Source organism: Burkholderia sp. BCC0322 (genome assembly GCF_902833045.1).
Classification (GTDB): Bacteria; Pseudomonadota; Gammaproteobacteria; order Burkholderiales; family Burkholderiaceae; genus Burkholderia.
In genome coordinates, this window is sequence record NZ_CADFDU010000002.1 from 449,844 (window position 1) to 464,658 (window position 14,815).

The window sequence follows — 14,815 nt, forward strand, 5'->3', positions numbered from 1 at the left end:
GCGCGGCGCAACGTAGTTGCGTTACTCCAGCGCGATTGCTAGGCAGTCCGGCCCCGACACGGTACCATCATGGCTCCCGAATTTACCGACTTTCCCGACGCGGCTTAAGATGGAATACAAGAGCTGGATGTGCCTGATTTGTGGCTGGATTTACGACGAAGAAGCCGGGCTGCCGGAAGAGGGCATTGCCCCGGGCACGCGCTGGGAAGACGTCCCGATCAACTGGACGTGTCCTGAATGCGGCGCCCGCAAGGAAGACTTCGAGATGGTCCAGATCTGACCGGACCCTTGGCCCACGGACACACCGCTCAGGCCTCGCATCGGCCCGGCGCTCGCGCGTCGAGGTTCGCGCGAGCGACTTGACGATGACAGGCGCGCGTGTGCATGAGGCCCGAACCGGCGAACGTTCCCCACCCTGACGCACTGCCCAACCCGCGCGGCGGGGCCGTGCGTGCGGCCGACGCATGGCTTGCGGCGGCCGCCGACGCTTTCGAGCATCGCGACGACGCGGCCGCGCCGCTATCCGCTGCGGCGGCCGTGCTGGCGGAAGCCGGCTGGCTGCCGGCCGCGCGTTTCGCGGGGCTGTTGTCGGCCGCCGTGCCGCTCGTCGCCGTCGAGCCGACTTCGGCCGGCTGGCGTGCCGCGCTGCGCGATTTCCGCGCGGCCGTCGCGCGCCACAACCTGCGCGAGCTCGCCTGCTCACCCGTTCTCTTCGAGCATTTCCGTGCATTGCGCGCGCAAAGCGCCGCCGACCTGCACGCCAATGCGCCGCTCGATGCGCTCGCGCTCGTCGGCCGCGCGGTGCCGCCGGCTACGCTGCGTGCGTTGCCCGATGCGTTCGCGACCCGGATTCGCGCCCGCTACGAACAGGCGCTGCTCGGCGTGCTGCGTGCGGAACATCGCACGCCCGACGCGGCACTCGACGAACTCGATGCGGTGCTGTCCGCGCTCGCCGATGACGATCCATACGATTTCTGGCGGCTTGCGGCCGCGTGCGCGCGCGCGCTGCGTGCCAGCAGCGCGCCCGAGTTGAAGCGCTTTCTCGCGCGGATGAACCTGCTGCTCGGCGAGCACGCGCAGGGCCGGCGCAGTGCGCCGCCCGAACTCGTACGCGAGACGGTGGCGCTGCTGTGGCGCGATTTCGCGCTGTTCGGCGCCGCGGCCGAGGATGTCGCGCTCGTCGACGTGCTGCACGACTACGGGCTGACGGTCGACTGGCACGTCGCCGGCACGCCTGCGTCCGAAGCGCTGTGGGAGGCCGATGCCGCCCGGGCCGAGCACGATGCGGTCGCCGCCGCGCCGACTCGCGCGCTCGGCGTCGTGACGGTCAACGCGCATGCCTATGAGGATTTCCTGCAGACCGCCGATGCGTCGATGGTCGATCTCGCGGCCGATCCGGCCGGGGGCGACGTGGGTGCCGCATGGCATGCGTCCGGCGCGGCCTACCGGGTCGGCGCGGCTGCATGTGCGCTCGGGCTCGGTCACGCGGCGCTTCTGGCTGATACGCTCGGCCTGGCGTGGCGGCGTGCGGCGCACGGCGTGCCGCTCGCCGACGGCGGCCTCGATGCACACGGCCACGCGTCCGACATGCTGCGCGCGGCGCTGCTGAAGATTGCCGCCGGCGTTGCGCCGCCGGACCTCACCGCGGCGTCCGGCGCGCTCGGCGCGGCGCTCGGCCGGGCCTGACGAACGAGGGGGCGAACATGCGGCGGCGGCCCTTGCTGCGCGGGCCCGCAACACGCTCCCGACAGCGCCCGCGCGCGTGTTAGAGTGCCGTGTGATCCGTGCGCGCCGTTGCCAGCGCGGTGCGGCGTTGCTTGTTGATCGCGGCCCGGTCAGGCCGCGGCGTCTTTGCTAAAATTCAAACCATGTCAAAGCCTTCCGATCGCATCAATCTCACCAACCAGTTCCTGATCGCCATGCCGAACATGGCCGATCCGACGTTCTCGGGAACGGTGGTCTATCTTTGCGATCACAGCGAGCGCGGTGCGCTCGGCCTCGTCATCAATCGTCCTACAGACATCGATCTCGAATCGCTGTTCAACCGCATCGACCTGAAGCTCGACATCGAGCCGCTGTTGCACATCCCGGTGTACTTCGGCGGCCCGGTCCAGACCGAGCGCGGTTTCGTGCTGCACGAGCCGGTGGAGGGCGCGAGCTACAACTCGTCGATGTCCGTCGAGGGCGGGCTGGAGATGACCACGTCGAAGGACGTGCTCGAGGCGGTCGCGACGGGCACCGGCCCGAAGCGCTTCCTGCTGACGCTCGGCCATGCGGGCTGGGGCGCAGGGCAGCTCGAGGAAGAAATTTCGCGCAACGGCTGGCTGACCGTGGCCGCCGATCCGCGCATCGTGTTTGATACGCCGGCCGAAGAGCGCTTCGAAGCCGCACTCGGCCTGCTCGGCGTCAGCTCGTCGATGCTGTCCGGCGAAGCAGGGCACGCATGAGTGGCGAGAGCGCGCACGATGCGACGCTCCTCGCGTTCGACTACGGCGAAAAGCGTATCGGGGTCGCGATCGGCAATGCGCTGACGCGCTCGGCCCGTGCGCTCGTCGTGATCCAGAACCTGAACCGCGAACACCGCTTCAAGGCGGTCGGCGACCTGCTGGCCGAATGGCGGCCGGACGCGCTCGTCGTCGGCCTGCCGATGCACCCTGACGGCACGCCGCACGACATGACGCAGCAGGCGAAGCGCTTCGGCAATCAGCTGAACGGCCGCTTCGGGCTGCCCGTCACGTGGGTCGACGAGCGCTATTCGTCGGTCGAAGCCGAGGCCGGGCTGCGCGAGCGCAACGTGCGCGGCCGCGCCCGGGCCGAGATGCTCGATGCCGAGGCGGCGCGCGTCATCCTTCAACAGTATCTCGATCAATTGTCCGACCATGAGCACCATTGACGCCGAGGCGCTTTACCGCGTCCTGCTCGACCAGATCCGCGCCGCGTACGGCTCGGCTTTCGCCGAACCGGGCGGCCCGCGGCTCGCCGGCATTTACAGCGGCGGCGCATGGCTTGCCGAGCGCCTCGCGCGCGATCTTGGCGCACCGGCGTTCGGCGTCGTGAACGTCGCGCTGCATCGCGACGATTACGCGAAGAAGGGGCTGCACAGCCAGGCCAGCCCGACGTCGCTGCCGTTCGAGGTCGACGGCGCACGCATCGTGCTCGTCGACGACGTGCTGTACACCGGGCGCACCGTGCGCGCGGCGCTCAACGAGCTGTTCGACTACGGCCGTCCGGCCGCGGTCGAGCTCGCGGTGCTCGCCGATCGCGGCGGCCGCGAACTGCCGGTCGCCGCGCGCTTCGCCGGCGGCGCACTCGACGTGCCGGCCGGCGCGACGCTCGTGCTCGCGCGCGACGATGCGCAGTTCACGCTGCGCGTCGAGGCGCACGGCGCCTGAACGACACGCGAACCGTATCCCGGGCCGCCGGTTTGCACCGCGGCCCGTTTGCATAGTTGGAATCACGCACATCATGACCACCGACACCACTGGCCGCACCGGCAATCCCGCTGCGGCCGCGAGCCCCGACCGGTTCCGCTACGGCTTCCTGAAGGGCAACCCGCAGCTCACGAAAAACGGCGAGCTGAAGCACCTGCTGTCGATCGAAGGCCTGCCGCGCTCGATCGTCAACCACATCCTCGATACGGCCGAGCAGTTCGTCAGCGTGACGGACCGTGAAGTGAAGAAGGTGCCGCTGCTGCGCGGCAAGTCCGTGTTCAACCTGTTCTTCGAGAACTCGACGCGCACGCGCACGACCTTCGAGATCGCCGCGACGCGCCTGTCGGCCGACGTGCTGAACCTGAACATCAACGCGTCGTCGACGAGCAAGGGCGAATCGCTGCTCGACACGATCAACAACCTGTCGGCGATGCATGCCGACCTGTTCGTCGTGCGTCACGCGTCGAGCGGCGCACCGTACCTGATCGCCGAGCACTGCGCGCCGCACGTGCACGTGATCAACGCCGGCGACGGCCGCCATGCGCACCCGACGCAGGGCCTGCTCGACATGTACACGATCCGTCACTACAAGCGCGACTTCACGAAGCTGCGCGTGGCGATCGTCGGCGACATCCTGCATTCGCGGGTTGCGCGCTCCGACATTCACGCGCTCACCACGCTCGGCGTGCCGGAAGTGCGCGCGATCGGCCCGCGCACGCTGCTGCCGGGCGGGCTCGAGCAGATGGGGGTGAAGGTGTTCCACAACCTCGACGAAGGGCTGAAGGGCGTCGACGTGATCATCATGCTGCGCCTGCAGAACGAACGGATGAGCGGCGCGCTGCTGCCGTCGGCGCAGGAGTATTTCAAGACCTGGGGCCTGACGCCCGAGCGCCTTGCGCTCGCCGCGCCCGACGCGATCGTGATGCACCCGGGCCCGATGAACCGCGGCGTCGAGATCGATTCGCAGGTCGCCGATGGCCCGCAGTCGGTGATCCTCAACCAGGTCACGTTCGGCATCGCCGTGCGGATGGCGGTGATGGGCATCGTCGCCGGCAACAGCGACTGAGCCCGCTTTCGCGCATCCTTATTCACGCAATCAACGCATTCACAGACAGCGCATGAAGATTCATATCAAAGGCGGCACGCTGATCGACCCGGTCGCCGGCACCGAGCAGCAGGCCGACGTATTCGTCGCGGCGGGCAAGATCGCCGCGCTCGGCACGGCGCCGGCCGGTTTCAACGCGGACAGGACGATCGACGCGTCGGGCCTGATCGTCGCGCCCGGCCTCGTCGACCTGTGCGCGCGGCTGCGCGAGCCCGGCTACGAGCACAAGGCGACGCTCGCGTCCGAGATGGCCGCGGCCGTCGCGGGCGGTGTCACGACCCTCGTGTGCCCGCCGGATACCGACCCCGTGCTCGACGAGCCGGGCCTCGTCGAGATGCTCAAGTTCCGCGCGCGCAACCTGCACCAGGCGAACGTGCATCCGCTCGGCGCGCTGACGGTCGGCCTCAAGGGTGAAGTGATCACCGAGATGGTCGCGCTCACCGAGTCCGGCTGCGTCGGCTTCACGCACGCCAACGTGCCGGTGCGCGATACGCAGGTGCTGTTGCGTGCGCTGCAGTACGCGAGCACCTACGGCTACACCACGTGGCTGCGCCCGCAAGACGCATTCATCGGCCGCGGCGGTGTCGCCGCGAGCGGTGCGCTGGCGTCGCGGCTCGGGCTGTCCGGCGTGCCGGTCGCGGCCGAGACGATCGCGCTCCACACGATTTTCGAACTGATGCGCGTGACGGGCGCGCGCGTGCACCTCGCGCGGCTGTCGTCGGCGGCGGGCCTCGCGCTCGTGCGCGAGGCGAAGGCCGAGGGGCTGCCCGTGACCTGCGACGTCGGCGTCAATCACGTGCACCTGATCGACGTCGACATCGGCTACTTCGATTCGCAGTTCCGGCTCGATCCGCCGCTGCGCAGCGAGCGCGATCGCGAAGCGATTCGCGTGGCGCTCGCCGACGGCACGATCGACGCGATCTGCTCCGACCACACGCCGGTCGACGACGACGAGAAGCTGCTGCCATTTGGCGAAGCGACGCCGGGTGCGACGGGGCTCGAACTGCTGCTGTCGCTGACGCTGAAGTGGGCGGACGAGACGCGTACGCCGCTCGCGCAGGCGCTGCGCCGCATCACGTCCGCGCCGGCCGACGTGCTGAAGCTGCCGGCCGGCCGCCTCACCGAAGGCGGCGCGGCCGACCTGTGCGTGTTCGACCCGCGTGCGCACTGGCGCGTCGAGCCGCGTGCGCTGAAGAGCCAGGGCCACAACTCGCCGTTCCTCGGCTACGAACTGCCCGCCTGCGTGCGCACGACGCTAGTCGCCGGGCAGATCGCGTTCGAGCGCCCCTGAACCACGCCGGACTTTCGCCATGATTGCCTTTCGCAAGCTGCGTCTCGTCTTTCACCTGTTGCGCGGCATGGTGATCGTCGCGCTGTGTTTTTCGCACGTCACTCCCGCGCGCCGCGCCGAGCTGATACGCCGCTGGTCGCTCAAGCTGCTGCGGATCTGCGGGATGCGTCTCGTCGTCCATAACGACGGCGCGCGGCTCGACGCGAGCGCGCTCGTGGTCGGCAATCACGTGTCCTGGCTCGACATCTACACGGTCAACGCGTGGCGGCCGACGCCGTTCGTGTCGAAGGCTGAGGTGCGGCAGTGGCCGGTCGTCGGCTGGCTCGCCGAAAAGCTCGACACCGTGTTCCTGCAGCGCGAGAAGCGCACCGAGGCGATGCGGGTCATGCACGAGATGGCCGAGCGTCTGCGTAACGGCGGGCTGATGTGCGTGTTTCCGGAAGGGACGACGACCGACGGGCAGGAACTGCTGCCGTTCCATGCGAACCTGTTCCAGGCCGCGGTGTCGGCCGGCTGCGCGGTGCAGCCGATCTGCCTGATGTACGAGGATGCGCAGGGGCGGCAGTCGGTCGCGCCGGCGTATACGGGCGAACTGGCGCTGGGCACGTCGCTCGACATGGTGTTGCGCGGCGGCCCGCTCGTCGCGCACCTGTATGTGTGCGAACCGATCGCGCCGGGCGGCGACCGGCGGGCGACGTCCGCGGCGGCGCGCGACGCGATCGCGGCTGCGCTCGCGACGCTACAGGCCAAGGTCGGCAAGCCGACGGCCGAGTCGCTTGCGGAATTGCAGAAGCATGCGTATCCGGCGACCGAGGTTGGCGCCGCAGAGGCAGGCAGCGAGGCGGTCGATGCACCCGTGCCGGGGCGCGAGGGTTGAAACGCTGCCCGGCGACGCGAATCAGCCTTTGATCACTCTCCGCCCGGCGCGCGGCACGCTTCGCACTGTACCTGCGTGACCGTGCGCTGCGCCGGATCGGCCGTCAGCCGCACGGCCGACAACCGGTTACCCCACACACATCCCGAATCGAGCGCGACGACGTTCTCGCGCAACATCAGGCCGAGCGCGGCCCAGTGGCCGAACACGACCGTCACGTCCTCCGTGCGGCGCCCCGGTACGTCGAACCACGGCAGGTAGCCAGGCGGCGCGCTATCGGGGCCGCCGTTCGCCTTGAATTCCATCGCACCGTCGGACGTGCAGAAGCGCACGCGCGTGAATGCGTTGAACGCAACGCGCATCCGGTCGCGTTTCTTCAGATCCGGGCTCCATTGATTCGGCTCGTTGCCGTACAGCTTCTGCAGTGTGTCGCGCCAGTCGGGTGCGCGCAGTGCGCGCTGGAGTTCGTCGGCGAGTTCGAGCACGAGCGTGGCGTCCCATTGAGGCAGCACGCCCGCATGCACGAGCAGCATCCCGTTCTCCGCATGCACGAACGGGCGGTGGCGGACCCAGTCGAGCAGCGCGTCGGCGTCGGGTGCGTCGAGGATCTCGCCGATGGTGTCGCCGGGGCGCTCGGTGCGCAGGCCGGCGGAGACCGCGAGCAGGTGCAGGTCGTGATTACCGAGCACGACGGTCGCGCGCGGGCCGAGATCGACGAGGGCGCGAAGCGCAGCGAGGGAGTCCGGGCCGCGGTTGACGATGTCGCCGGCGATCCAAAGGGGCGTGTCGGCGGGCGCTGAAAGCTTGTCGAGCAAAGCCTGGAAAGCGGAATGACAGCCTTGGATGTCGCCGATGGCGATGGGGGATGGATGCATGAGGGTCGGGGTGTCACGTTTTGATCGGCGTGAAGAACAGCCATCGCGAAAATGGGTGCCGTGCACAATTGTATTCTGTCTGAATCGGCTTTGCTGGCATGTCGTTTTCCTTTCGCGTCAGGGATTTACCGTGCTGTTTCAAGTTGTTAGCAGCGTAGCTTTTACCGAAAACGCTTTCCTATAATGAGGGGTTGCTTTCTGAAAATTAACACCAGATTGCATTGTCCGACTTGGCGACCGGGTAGAATGCCGGCCCTAGGGCCGCACATGGTCACTGCGACTTGACGTTCGGTCGGCCTCTTTGTGGCTGTCGCACATTTCTAGAGGGAGCTACATGATCCTGGTTACGGGTGGCGCAGGCTTTATCGGTGCCAATTTCGTGCTCGACTGGCTGGATCGGTCCAATGAGGCCGTACTCAACGTCGACAAGCTGACCTACGCAGGCAATCTTCGCACGCTGGAGCCCCTGGATGGCCATCCGGGGCACGTGTTCGCGCGCGTGGACATCTGCGACCGCACGGCGCTCGATGCGCTCTTCGCGAAGCACCGGCCGCGCGCGGTCGTGCACTTCGCGGCAGAGAGTCATGTCGACCGCTCGATTCACGGCCCAGCCGATTTCGTACAGACCAACGTTGTGGGCACGTTCACGCTGCTCGAGGCCGCCCGTACGCACTGGAACGCGCTCGGCGAGGCTGACAAGGCGGCATTCCGCTTCCTGCATGTGTCGACGGACGAGGTGTTCGGCTCCCTGTCTGCCACCGATCCGCAGTTTTCCGAGACGACGCCCTATGCGCCGAACAGTCCGTACTCGGCGACCAAGGCCGGCTCCGATCATCTCGTGCGCGCGTATCACCATACGTATGGGATGCCGACGCTCACGACGAACTGCTCGAACAACTACGGACCGTACCAGTTTCCCGAGAAGCTGATCCCGCTGATGATCGCAAATGCGCTCGCGGGAAAGCCGCTGCCGGTTTACGGCGACGGGCAAAACGTGCGCGACTGGTTGTACGTGAGCGACCACTGCAGCGCGATTCGCGAGGTGCTTGCACGAGGCGTGCCGGGCGAGACGTACAACATTGGCGGCTGGAACGAAAAGAAGAATCTCGACGTCGTGCATACGCTGTGCGATCTGCTCGATCACGCGCGGCCGAAAGCGTCGGGCTCCTATCGCGACCAGATCGCCTACGTGACGGATCGACCCGGTCACGACCGCCGATACGCGATCGATGCGCGCAAGCTCGAGCGCGAACTGGGCTGGAAGCCGGCCGAGACGTTCGAATCGGGACTCGCGAAGACTGTCCGGTGGTATCTCGACAACCAGGCGTGGGTGAACGACGTCGTGTCGGGCGAGTACCGCAATTGGGTCGAGACCAACTACGCGCAACGCGCTTGAGGGCTTCCGAGATGGCACGCAAGGGCATTATTCTCGCCGGCGGTTCCGGCACGCGCCTGTATCCGATCACCCATGCGGTGTCGAAGCAGCTTCTGCCGGTGTACGACAAGCCGATGATCTACTACCCGCTGTCGACGTTGATGATCGCGGGCATCCGTGACGTGCTGATCATTTCTACGCCGCAGGACACGCCGCGTTTCGAGGCGATGCTTCGCGACGGCAGCCAGTGGGGGATGAACATCCGGTACGCGGTGCAGCCGTCGCCGGATGGGCTGGCCCAGGCGTTTATCATTGGCAAGGAATTCGTCGGCAATGATCCGTCGGCGCTGATTCTTGGTGACAACATCTTCTACGGGCACGACCTGGCAAAGCATCTCGAGTGTGCGAACGCGAAGACGTCGGGCGCAACGGTGTTCGCTTATCACGTGCAGGACCCGGAGCGTTACGGCGTCGTTGAGTTCGACGAACAATTCCGCGCATTGTCGATCGAGGAGAAACCCGCAAAGCCGCGTTCGAGCTATGCGGTGACAGGGCTATACTTCTACGACAATCGCGTGTGCGACATCGCGGCCGAAATCAAGCCGTCTGCACGCGGAGAGCTTGAGATCACCGATGTAAATTCGCACTATCTCGCCCACGGCACGCTCGACGTCGAGATCATGGGGCGCGGCTACGCGTGGCTTGATACGGGCACGCACGATTCGCTGATCGAGGCAGCGACGTTCATCGCGACGCTGCAGCGACGGCAGGGGCTGATGGTTGCGTGCCCCGAGGAGATCGCGTATCGCCTGCAATGGATCGACGCCGAGCAGCTTCTCGCGCTTGCGCATCCACTCGCGAAAAGCGGCTACGGCCGATATCTGAAAAACATACTTGCAGACTAGGTAGCATGCCCATCCAGGTAACCGAAACCGCTTTGCCGGAAGTCAAGATCATCGAGCCAACGGTGTTTGGTGACGAACGTGGTTTTTTTTTCGAGAGCTTCAATGCCAGGGAGTTTGCCGAGAAGGTGGCGCCCGGCGTCAAGTTCGTGCAGGACAATCACTCCAGCTCGGTGAAAGGGGTGCTGCGTGGGTTGCACTATCAGATCGAGCATGCGCAGGGCAAGCTCGTGCGTGTCATCGAAGGCGAAGTGCTCGACGTCGCGGTCGATCTCCGCAAGCGCTCTCCGAACTTCGGTAAATGGGTAGGCGTCCGTCTGTCGGCCCGCGATCATCAGCAGATGTGGATTCCGCCGGGTTTCGCGCACGGGTTCGTTGTGCTGTCTGAGGTCGCGCAGTTTTTGTACAAGACAACCGACTACTGGTTTCCGCAGCATGAGCGGAGTCTGCTGTGGAATGATCCGACGATCGGGATCGATTGGCAGATAGACACGTTGCCGACGCTGGCGCCCAAGGATGCGGCCGGGAAGCGGTTGTCCGAGGCGGAATGCTATGAGTGATCACGACGTGAGCGCACCGGAACAGCGGACGATTCTGCTTGCCGGCGCGAACGGGCAGGTGGGATTTGAGCTCGCGCGAAGCCTGCAGGGATTGGGGCGGGTCGTTACCTGCGATCGTCGGCAGCTTGATCTGGCCAATCTCGACGGCATTCGCGATGCGATGCGGACTCTGCGACCAGCACTGGTCGTCAATGCGGCTGCGTATACAGCGGTCGCGGATGCGGAGCGGGATGTAGCCGGCAGCATGCGGATCAACGCCGACGCGCCGCGCGTGCTCGCAGAAGAGGCGAAACGTATCGGCGCGGCACTGGTCCATTATTCGACCGACTACGTATTCGACGGGCGAAAGGTCGGCGCGTACGTCGAGGACGATGTGCCGGCTCCGCTGAATGCGTATGGCCGCAGCAAGCTCGCAGGCGAGGAAGCGATTCGGGAGACAGGCTGTGACCACCTGATTTTTCGGACGAGTTGGGTGTATGACCTGAGAGGGCGCAATTTCCTGACGACGATGCTGCGCGCAGGGGCCGAGCGTCCCGAGTTGCGTGTAGTCAGCGATCAGTTCGGGGCGCCGACGTGGTCGTACGCGATCGCCAGCCTGACGGCGCAGGTGCTTGCGCAGGCCGTTGCAGCCGATCGTACGCAGGAGCGATGGTCGGAGTGGTGGCGCACGCACACCGGCCTGTACCATCTCACTGCAATGGGTGAGACGTCATGGCACGGTTTCGCCGAGGCGATATTTGCCGCATCCAATTGCGCGAACAAGCCATCGGTCGTTCCGATCGACGCTGCGTCGTATCCGAGTTCCGTACTTCGGCCGGCCAACTCGCGGCTGTCGAACAACAAGCTCGCACGTGCGTTTGGTCTGCGTGCACCGGACTGGCGCCTTCTGCTGAATCTCTGTTTGGCGCCGCGGTGATACCGGATTCGCACTCGAGCCGTGATGCCGGACGTAGCGGGCCGATTGCCTAACCCAAGCCGGTGCCGGTTGGCATTAATAGTCAATAATACTTTCGAATGCATATTGTATGAGGATAATTTCTCCCATCCTCCAGGGTGTCCGCTCCATCGTGTCCCATCGTGACTTGCTCCGGCGCCTCGTATGGCGGGACATCCAGGGGCGCTATCGTGGCTCCGCGGGCGGACTCGGCTGGGCCATCGTTACACCGCTCGTGCTGTTGAGCGTGTACACATTCGTCTTCAGCTTCGTGCTCAAGTCGCGCTGGATCGGTGTGCCGAATCAGGATTCGCACGCGACGTACGCGATCATGTGTTTTTCCGGGCTCATCGTGTATAGCGTATTTACGGAATGTATTTCGCGCGCGCCGACATTGATGACCGGCAACGTGAACTACGTGAAGAAAGTCGTGTTTCCGCTGGAGATTCTTCCGATCGTATCGCTCGGAAGCGCGCTGTTTCATTTTGCGATTGGCTTCGCGGTGCTGCTGGTGTTTATCGTGGTGTTCGGCTCGGGCGTGCCCGGGACCGCGTGGGCGTTCTGGCTCGTGCTGCCGCCGCTCATGCTCTGGTGCGTCGGTCTTGGATGGATCCTGTCGTCTCTCGGCGTGTTTCTGCGTGACCTGGGACAGCTCGTTACGCTGGTGTTGAGTGTGTTGATGTTCGCGACACCAATTTTCTATTCCGCCGATAGCCTGCCGGAGCAATACCGGATTTACATGGACCTCAACCCGCTAACGTTCGCGATCGGGACGCTACGAGAAACAGTCATCTTGGGTCGATATCCCGACCCGTCGTCGTATTGTCAGCATCTTCTTCCCGGCATCCTTGTGGCGGTCTTTGGCATGTGGTGGTTTGAGCGTACGCGTGGAGGATTCGCCGATGTCCTCTAATGCGGTCATTTCGGTTACAAATCTCGGCAAGTGTTATCAGCTGTACGCTAAGCCGAGCGATCGTCTGAAGCAGATGCTCTTCGGGCGCTTTAAGCGCTATTACACCGAGTTTTGGGCGCTGAGGGACGTGTCATTTGACGTCCGCAGAGGCGAAACCATTGGGATCATCGGGCGTAATGGTGCGGGTAAGTCAACGCTCTTGCAGATGCTGTCAGGTGTGCTCCAGCAATCGGTCGGGCAAAGTGAGGTGCGCGGTCGCGTGTGCGCGCTGCTGGAGCTGGGTGCCGGTTTCAACCCCGAATTCACGGGGCGCGAGAATGCGATTCTGACGGGGGCAATTTACGGCATTTCCAGCCAGCAAATGGAAGCAAAGCTGCGGGAAATCGAAGCGTTCGCGGATATCGGCGATCATATCGATCAACCGGTCAAGCATTATTCGAGCGGCATGTACGCGCGTCTCGCGTTCTCGGTCGCGATCCACGTCGATCCGGAGATCCTGATTGTCGACGAGATCCTTGCCGTTGGCGATGCATTGTTTCAGCGCAAGTGCATGAACAAGTTCTACGAATTTCGTGATCGTGGCTGCACCGTGCTTTTCGTGACCCACGATGCGTACCAGATCAAGAGTACGTGTCAACGTGCGCTGTACCTGAAGAACGGCCGACAAGTCGTGTTTGGCGATGCAACGGAAGTCGTGGATCGCTATCTGCAGGATCTCGAACTCATTGAGAGTAAATCGGCTGATGTGGTACAAGTGAATGCGGGTACTGGCGAAGCGGCCCAATCCACTACGGTGACGCAGCCGGCGAGCCTGATTCGGATCACGGACGTGGTGCTGACCGACGAATTCGGCGCGCACGTGACGCAGGTGCGAAGCGGGCAAACGATCGACATCCGTTTCCGTTACCACGCGACGCGCAAGCAGTCGATTCCGATGGTGTCGTTTGTCGTCAATCTCTATCGCCACGATTCACTTTACATCTGTGGTACGACGACGATCATGGACGGTCTGGAGCCGTTCGCAACGGAGGATGAAGGTGAAGTGATCGTTCGCTTCCCTGATCTCCAGCTTCTCGCTGGACGCTATATGTGGCGCGTTGCGATTAACGACGAGCGCGGGCTCGGAATTCTGGCGGAAGCGACGCCGGTTTGTGAGTTTCAGGTGGTCGACGATTTTCAAGCGGTCGGTCTCGTCAACGTGCCGCGGCAGTGGATAGTCCGCGGCCAGGTCGCAGAGAAAAGAGAACTTATTCCAAAGGTTTGATTTATGGAACGCATGCATTCCGATCATTTTCAGATGCAGCACCTCGTATATGAGCATACGCATCGCTATCAGCTGCTTTCGCGCATTGCTTCCGGGCATGTCGTCGATTGCGCATGCGGAATCGGTTACGCATCTGAAATTATGGCGGCTGCCGGGGTTCAGTCGTATCACGGTTTCGATATCGACGAGCAGTCGGTTCAACAGGCGGTCGAGCGTTTCGCGACGGACGGACGTCAGTTCACGGTCGGATCGATTCTGTCGCTGCCGCTTGCGGATGCGTCAGTCGATACTTTCTTGTCGCTGGAAACGCTTGAACATTTGCAGGAGCCACAGCAGGCGATTCGCGAAGTCGCTCGTGTGCTGAAGGCGGACGGAATTTTTGCCGGCTCGGTGCCGACGCGTTCTTACGATGAACGTTGTCACGAGGTTTACGGCCCCAACCCGTATCACGTAACGCGATTCGACGCAGATGAGATCGTTCAACTGCTGCATACCGGGTTCGAGCACGTATGGCTTGGTGTCGTCAGCCTCGACGTGGTGTCGATCGTCCGACCTGTACCGGGTGCCAATGCGAGCGCAGGTTCAGCCGAATGGGTCGGCAACAGCAAGTGGGACGCAACAAAATATGGTTCGTTCGTCTTCGTCGCGTCACGCAAACCTGTCGATGCGCTGATCCGCAAGCTGCTTCCACAGCAGTGCGCGGTACTGCATGGGATGCCTACTGTTGAAGTGGATGCAGAGCAGACTATGCCGCTCTACAAGACGATCTCAGAAATTGAGGCGCTTGTGCAGGATCGCGATGCCGCGTTGGGCCGGTCGGAGGGCATGATCCGGGATCGCGACGCGGCGATTCGCCGGATGGAGGAAATGATCAGAGATCGCGACGCGGCGATTCGCAGCAATGAGCAGATGATCAATGATCGTGACGCATTGATCGCGCAACTCGAACGAATGGTATCGGACCGGGATGCGGCGATCGCATCGAACGAGAAGTTGATCAATGAGCGCGATGCGTTGCTGCGAGCAACACGCACGGACTGATCCAGGTACGACTTACGAGTGCATTCAATTGACAAGCATCACGCGCCTGATTGCAGCCGTTGTGGCGGGCGCGTGATGCGACGTTGGGATTAAGATGTCATGCATGCATATCGAACAGGAAGTGCCGGCAATGTTGGAGGCGTTGCATGGGCAACGGAAAGCATGCTGCCAACGGAGCGACTTTGAGATCTCCATTCATCACGGGCAAATACGCCGTGGGCGCCCGAGAATAGTCAGCTATCTCAGGCAT

16 protein-coding genes are annotated in these 14,815 nt (G+C 64.1%); 15 read left to right on the forward strand and 1 reads right to left on the reverse strand.

Features of this window, described 5'->3' with window-relative positions; genetic code table 11:
• Positions 1 to 109: 109 nt before the first annotated feature.
• The 8 genes from HWX39_RS08055 (at position 110) to HWX39_RS08090 (ending at position 6,704) form a co-directional block, all read left to right on the forward strand.
• Positions 110 to 280, forward strand: a complete 171-nt coding sequence (locus HWX39_RS08055; protein WP_004186709.1) for a rubredoxin — start codon at positions 110 to 112, stop codon at positions 278 to 280.
• A 104-nt stretch (positions 281 to 384) separates the two neighbouring features.
• Positions 385 to 1,686 (forward strand): hypothetical protein, encoded by a 1,302-nt coding sequence (locus HWX39_RS08060; protein ID WP_175966842.1) that lies wholly within the window; start codon positions 385 to 387, stop codon positions 1,684 to 1,686.
• A 182-nt stretch (positions 1,687 to 1,868) separates the two neighbouring features.
• Complete coding sequence (locus HWX39_RS08065) at positions 1,869 to 2,447, forward strand: YqgE/AlgH family protein (protein ID WP_011351143.1); 579 nt, start codon at positions 1,869 to 1,871, stop codon at positions 2,445 to 2,447.
• Positions 2,444 to 2,893 (forward strand): Holliday junction resolvase RuvX, encoded by a 450-nt coding sequence (gene ruvX / locus HWX39_RS08070; RefSeq protein WP_175966844.1) that lies wholly within the window; start codon positions 2,444 to 2,446, stop codon positions 2,891 to 2,893. Before HWX39_RS08065 ends, ruvX begins: the two co-directional genes overlap by 4 nt.
• Positions 2,880 to 3,392, forward strand: a complete 513-nt coding sequence (gene pyrR, locus HWX39_RS08075) for a bifunctional pyr operon transcriptional regulator/uracil phosphoribosyltransferase PyrR (RefSeq protein ID WP_175966846.1) — start codon at positions 2,880 to 2,882, stop codon at positions 3,390 to 3,392. Before ruvX ends, pyrR begins: the two co-directional genes overlap by 14 nt.
• Before the next feature lie 73 nt (positions 3,393 to 3,465).
• A complete protein-coding gene (locus tag HWX39_RS08080) occupies positions 3,466 to 4,497 on the forward strand; it encodes an aspartate carbamoyltransferase catalytic subunit (RefSeq protein WP_006476735.1) in 1,032 nt (343 codons plus the stop codon).
• Between the two features lie 52 nt (positions 4,498 to 4,549).
• Entirely contained in the window at positions 4,550 to 5,827 is a 1,278-nt protein-coding gene (locus HWX39_RS08085; RefSeq protein ID WP_175951518.1) for a dihydroorotase, read from the forward strand.
• 19 nt (positions 5,828 to 5,846) lie between these two features.
• A complete protein-coding gene (locus tag HWX39_RS08090; protein ID WP_175966849.1) occupies positions 5,847 to 6,704 on the forward strand; it encodes a lysophospholipid acyltransferase family protein in 858 nt (285 codons plus the stop codon).
• Positions 6,705 to 6,736: 32 nt separating this feature from the next.
• Here the strand turns inward: HWX39_RS08090 and HWX39_RS08095 are convergent, their stop codons facing one another.
• Positions 6,737 to 7,576 (reverse strand): symmetrical bis(5'-nucleosyl)-tetraphosphatase, encoded by an 840-nt coding sequence (locus HWX39_RS08095; RefSeq protein ID WP_175966851.1) that lies wholly within the window; start codon positions 7,574 to 7,576, stop codon positions 6,737 to 6,739.
• 334 nt (positions 7,577 to 7,910) lie between these two features.
• Here HWX39_RS08095 and rfbB point away from each other — a divergent pair, with 334 nt between their 5' ends.
• The 7 genes from rfbB (at position 7,911) to HWX39_RS08130 (ending at position 14,565) form a co-directional block, all read left to right on the forward strand.
• A complete protein-coding gene (rfbB, locus tag HWX39_RS08100) occupies positions 7,911 to 8,972 on the forward strand; it encodes a dTDP-glucose 4,6-dehydratase (protein WP_175966853.1) in 1,062 nt (353 codons plus the stop codon).
• Positions 8,973 to 8,983: 11 nt separating this feature from the next.
• Positions 8,984 to 9,856 carry a glucose-1-phosphate thymidylyltransferase RfbA gene (rfbA, locus tag HWX39_RS08105; protein ID WP_175966855.1) on the forward strand — a complete coding sequence of 291 codons (873 nt, stop codon included), beginning with the start codon at positions 8,984 to 8,986 and terminating at the stop codon, positions 9,854 to 9,856.
• Between the two features lie 5 nt (positions 9,857 to 9,861).
• Positions 9,862 to 10,413 carry a dTDP-4-dehydrorhamnose 3,5-epimerase gene (rfbC, locus tag HWX39_RS08110; protein ID WP_175966857.1) on the forward strand — a complete coding sequence of 184 codons (552 nt, stop codon included), beginning with the start codon at positions 9,862 to 9,864 and terminating at the stop codon, positions 10,411 to 10,413.
• A gap of 7 nt (positions 10,414 to 10,420) precedes the next feature.
• The gene (rfbD, locus tag HWX39_RS08115) at positions 10,421 to 11,329 is read left to right on the forward strand and encodes a dTDP-4-dehydrorhamnose reductase (protein WP_175967656.1); all 909 of its coding nucleotides are present in this window, start codon (positions 10,421 to 10,423) and stop codon (positions 11,327 to 11,329) included.
• A gap of 151 nt (positions 11,330 to 11,480) precedes the next feature.
• Positions 11,481 to 12,260, forward strand: coding sequence for an ABC transporter permease (locus HWX39_RS08120; protein WP_244134949.1), 780 nt, complete (start codon positions 11,481 to 11,483; stop codon positions 12,258 to 12,260).
• Positions 12,250 to 13,524 carry an ABC transporter ATP-binding protein gene (locus tag HWX39_RS08125; RefSeq protein WP_175966861.1) on the forward strand — a complete coding sequence of 425 codons (1,275 nt, stop codon included), beginning with the start codon at positions 12,250 to 12,252 and terminating at the stop codon, positions 13,522 to 13,524. Before HWX39_RS08120 ends, HWX39_RS08125 begins: the two co-directional genes overlap by 11 nt.
• 3 nt (positions 13,525 to 13,527) lie before the next feature.
• Positions 13,528 to 14,565 carry a class I SAM-dependent methyltransferase gene (locus HWX39_RS08130; RefSeq protein ID WP_175966863.1) on the forward strand — a complete coding sequence of 346 codons (1,038 nt, stop codon included), beginning with the start codon at positions 13,528 to 13,530 and terminating at the stop codon, positions 14,563 to 14,565.
• Positions 14,566 to 14,815: the final 250 nt, after the last annotated feature.

Excerpts from the sequence above, each read along its gene's own strand:
- HWX39_RS08055 (WP_004186709.1), top strand. The coding sequence starts at position 110 with ATGGAATACAAGAGCTGGATGTGCCTGATTTGTGGCTGGATTTACGAC.
- HWX39_RS08060 (WP_175966842.1), top strand. The coding sequence starts at position 385 with ATGAGGCCCGAACCGGCGAACGTTCCCCACCCTGACGCACTGCCCAAC.
- HWX39_RS08065 (WP_011351143.1), top strand. The coding sequence starts at position 1,869 with ATGTCAAAGCCTTCCGATCGCATCAATCTCACCAACCAGTTCCTGATC.
- ruvX (WP_175966844.1), top strand. The coding sequence starts at position 2,444 with ATGAGTGGCGAGAGCGCGCACGATGCGACGCTCCTCGCGTTCGACTAC.
- pyrR (WP_175966846.1), top strand. The coding sequence starts at position 2,880 with ATGAGCACCATTGACGCCGAGGCGCTTTACCGCGTCCTGCTCGACCAG.
- HWX39_RS08080 (WP_006476735.1), top strand. The coding sequence starts at position 3,466 with ATGACCACCGACACCACTGGCCGCACCGGCAATCCCGCTGCGGCCGCG.
- HWX39_RS08085 (WP_175951518.1), top strand. The coding sequence starts at position 4,550 with ATGAAGATTCATATCAAAGGCGGCACGCTGATCGACCCGGTCGCCGGC.
- HWX39_RS08090 (WP_175966849.1), top strand. The coding sequence starts at position 5,847 with ATGATTGCCTTTCGCAAGCTGCGTCTCGTCTTTCACCTGTTGCGCGGC.
- HWX39_RS08095 (WP_175966851.1), bottom strand. The coding sequence starts at position 7,576 with ATGCATCCATCCCCCATCGCCATCGGCGACATCCAAGGCTGTCATTCC.
- rfbB (WP_175966853.1), top strand. The coding sequence starts at position 7,911 with ATGATCCTGGTTACGGGTGGCGCAGGCTTTATCGGTGCCAATTTCGTG.
- rfbA (WP_175966855.1), top strand. The coding sequence starts at position 8,984 with ATGGCACGCAAGGGCATTATTCTCGCCGGCGGTTCCGGCACGCGCCTG.
- rfbC (WP_175966857.1), top strand. The coding sequence starts at position 9,862 with ATGCCCATCCAGGTAACCGAAACCGCTTTGCCGGAAGTCAAGATCATC.
- HWX39_RS08125 (WP_175966861.1), top strand. The coding sequence starts at position 12,250 with ATGTCCTCTAATGCGGTCATTTCGGTTACAAATCTCGGCAAGTGTTAT.
- HWX39_RS08130 (WP_175966863.1), top strand. The coding sequence starts at position 13,528 with ATGGAACGCATGCATTCCGATCATTTTCAGATGCAGCACCTCGTATAT.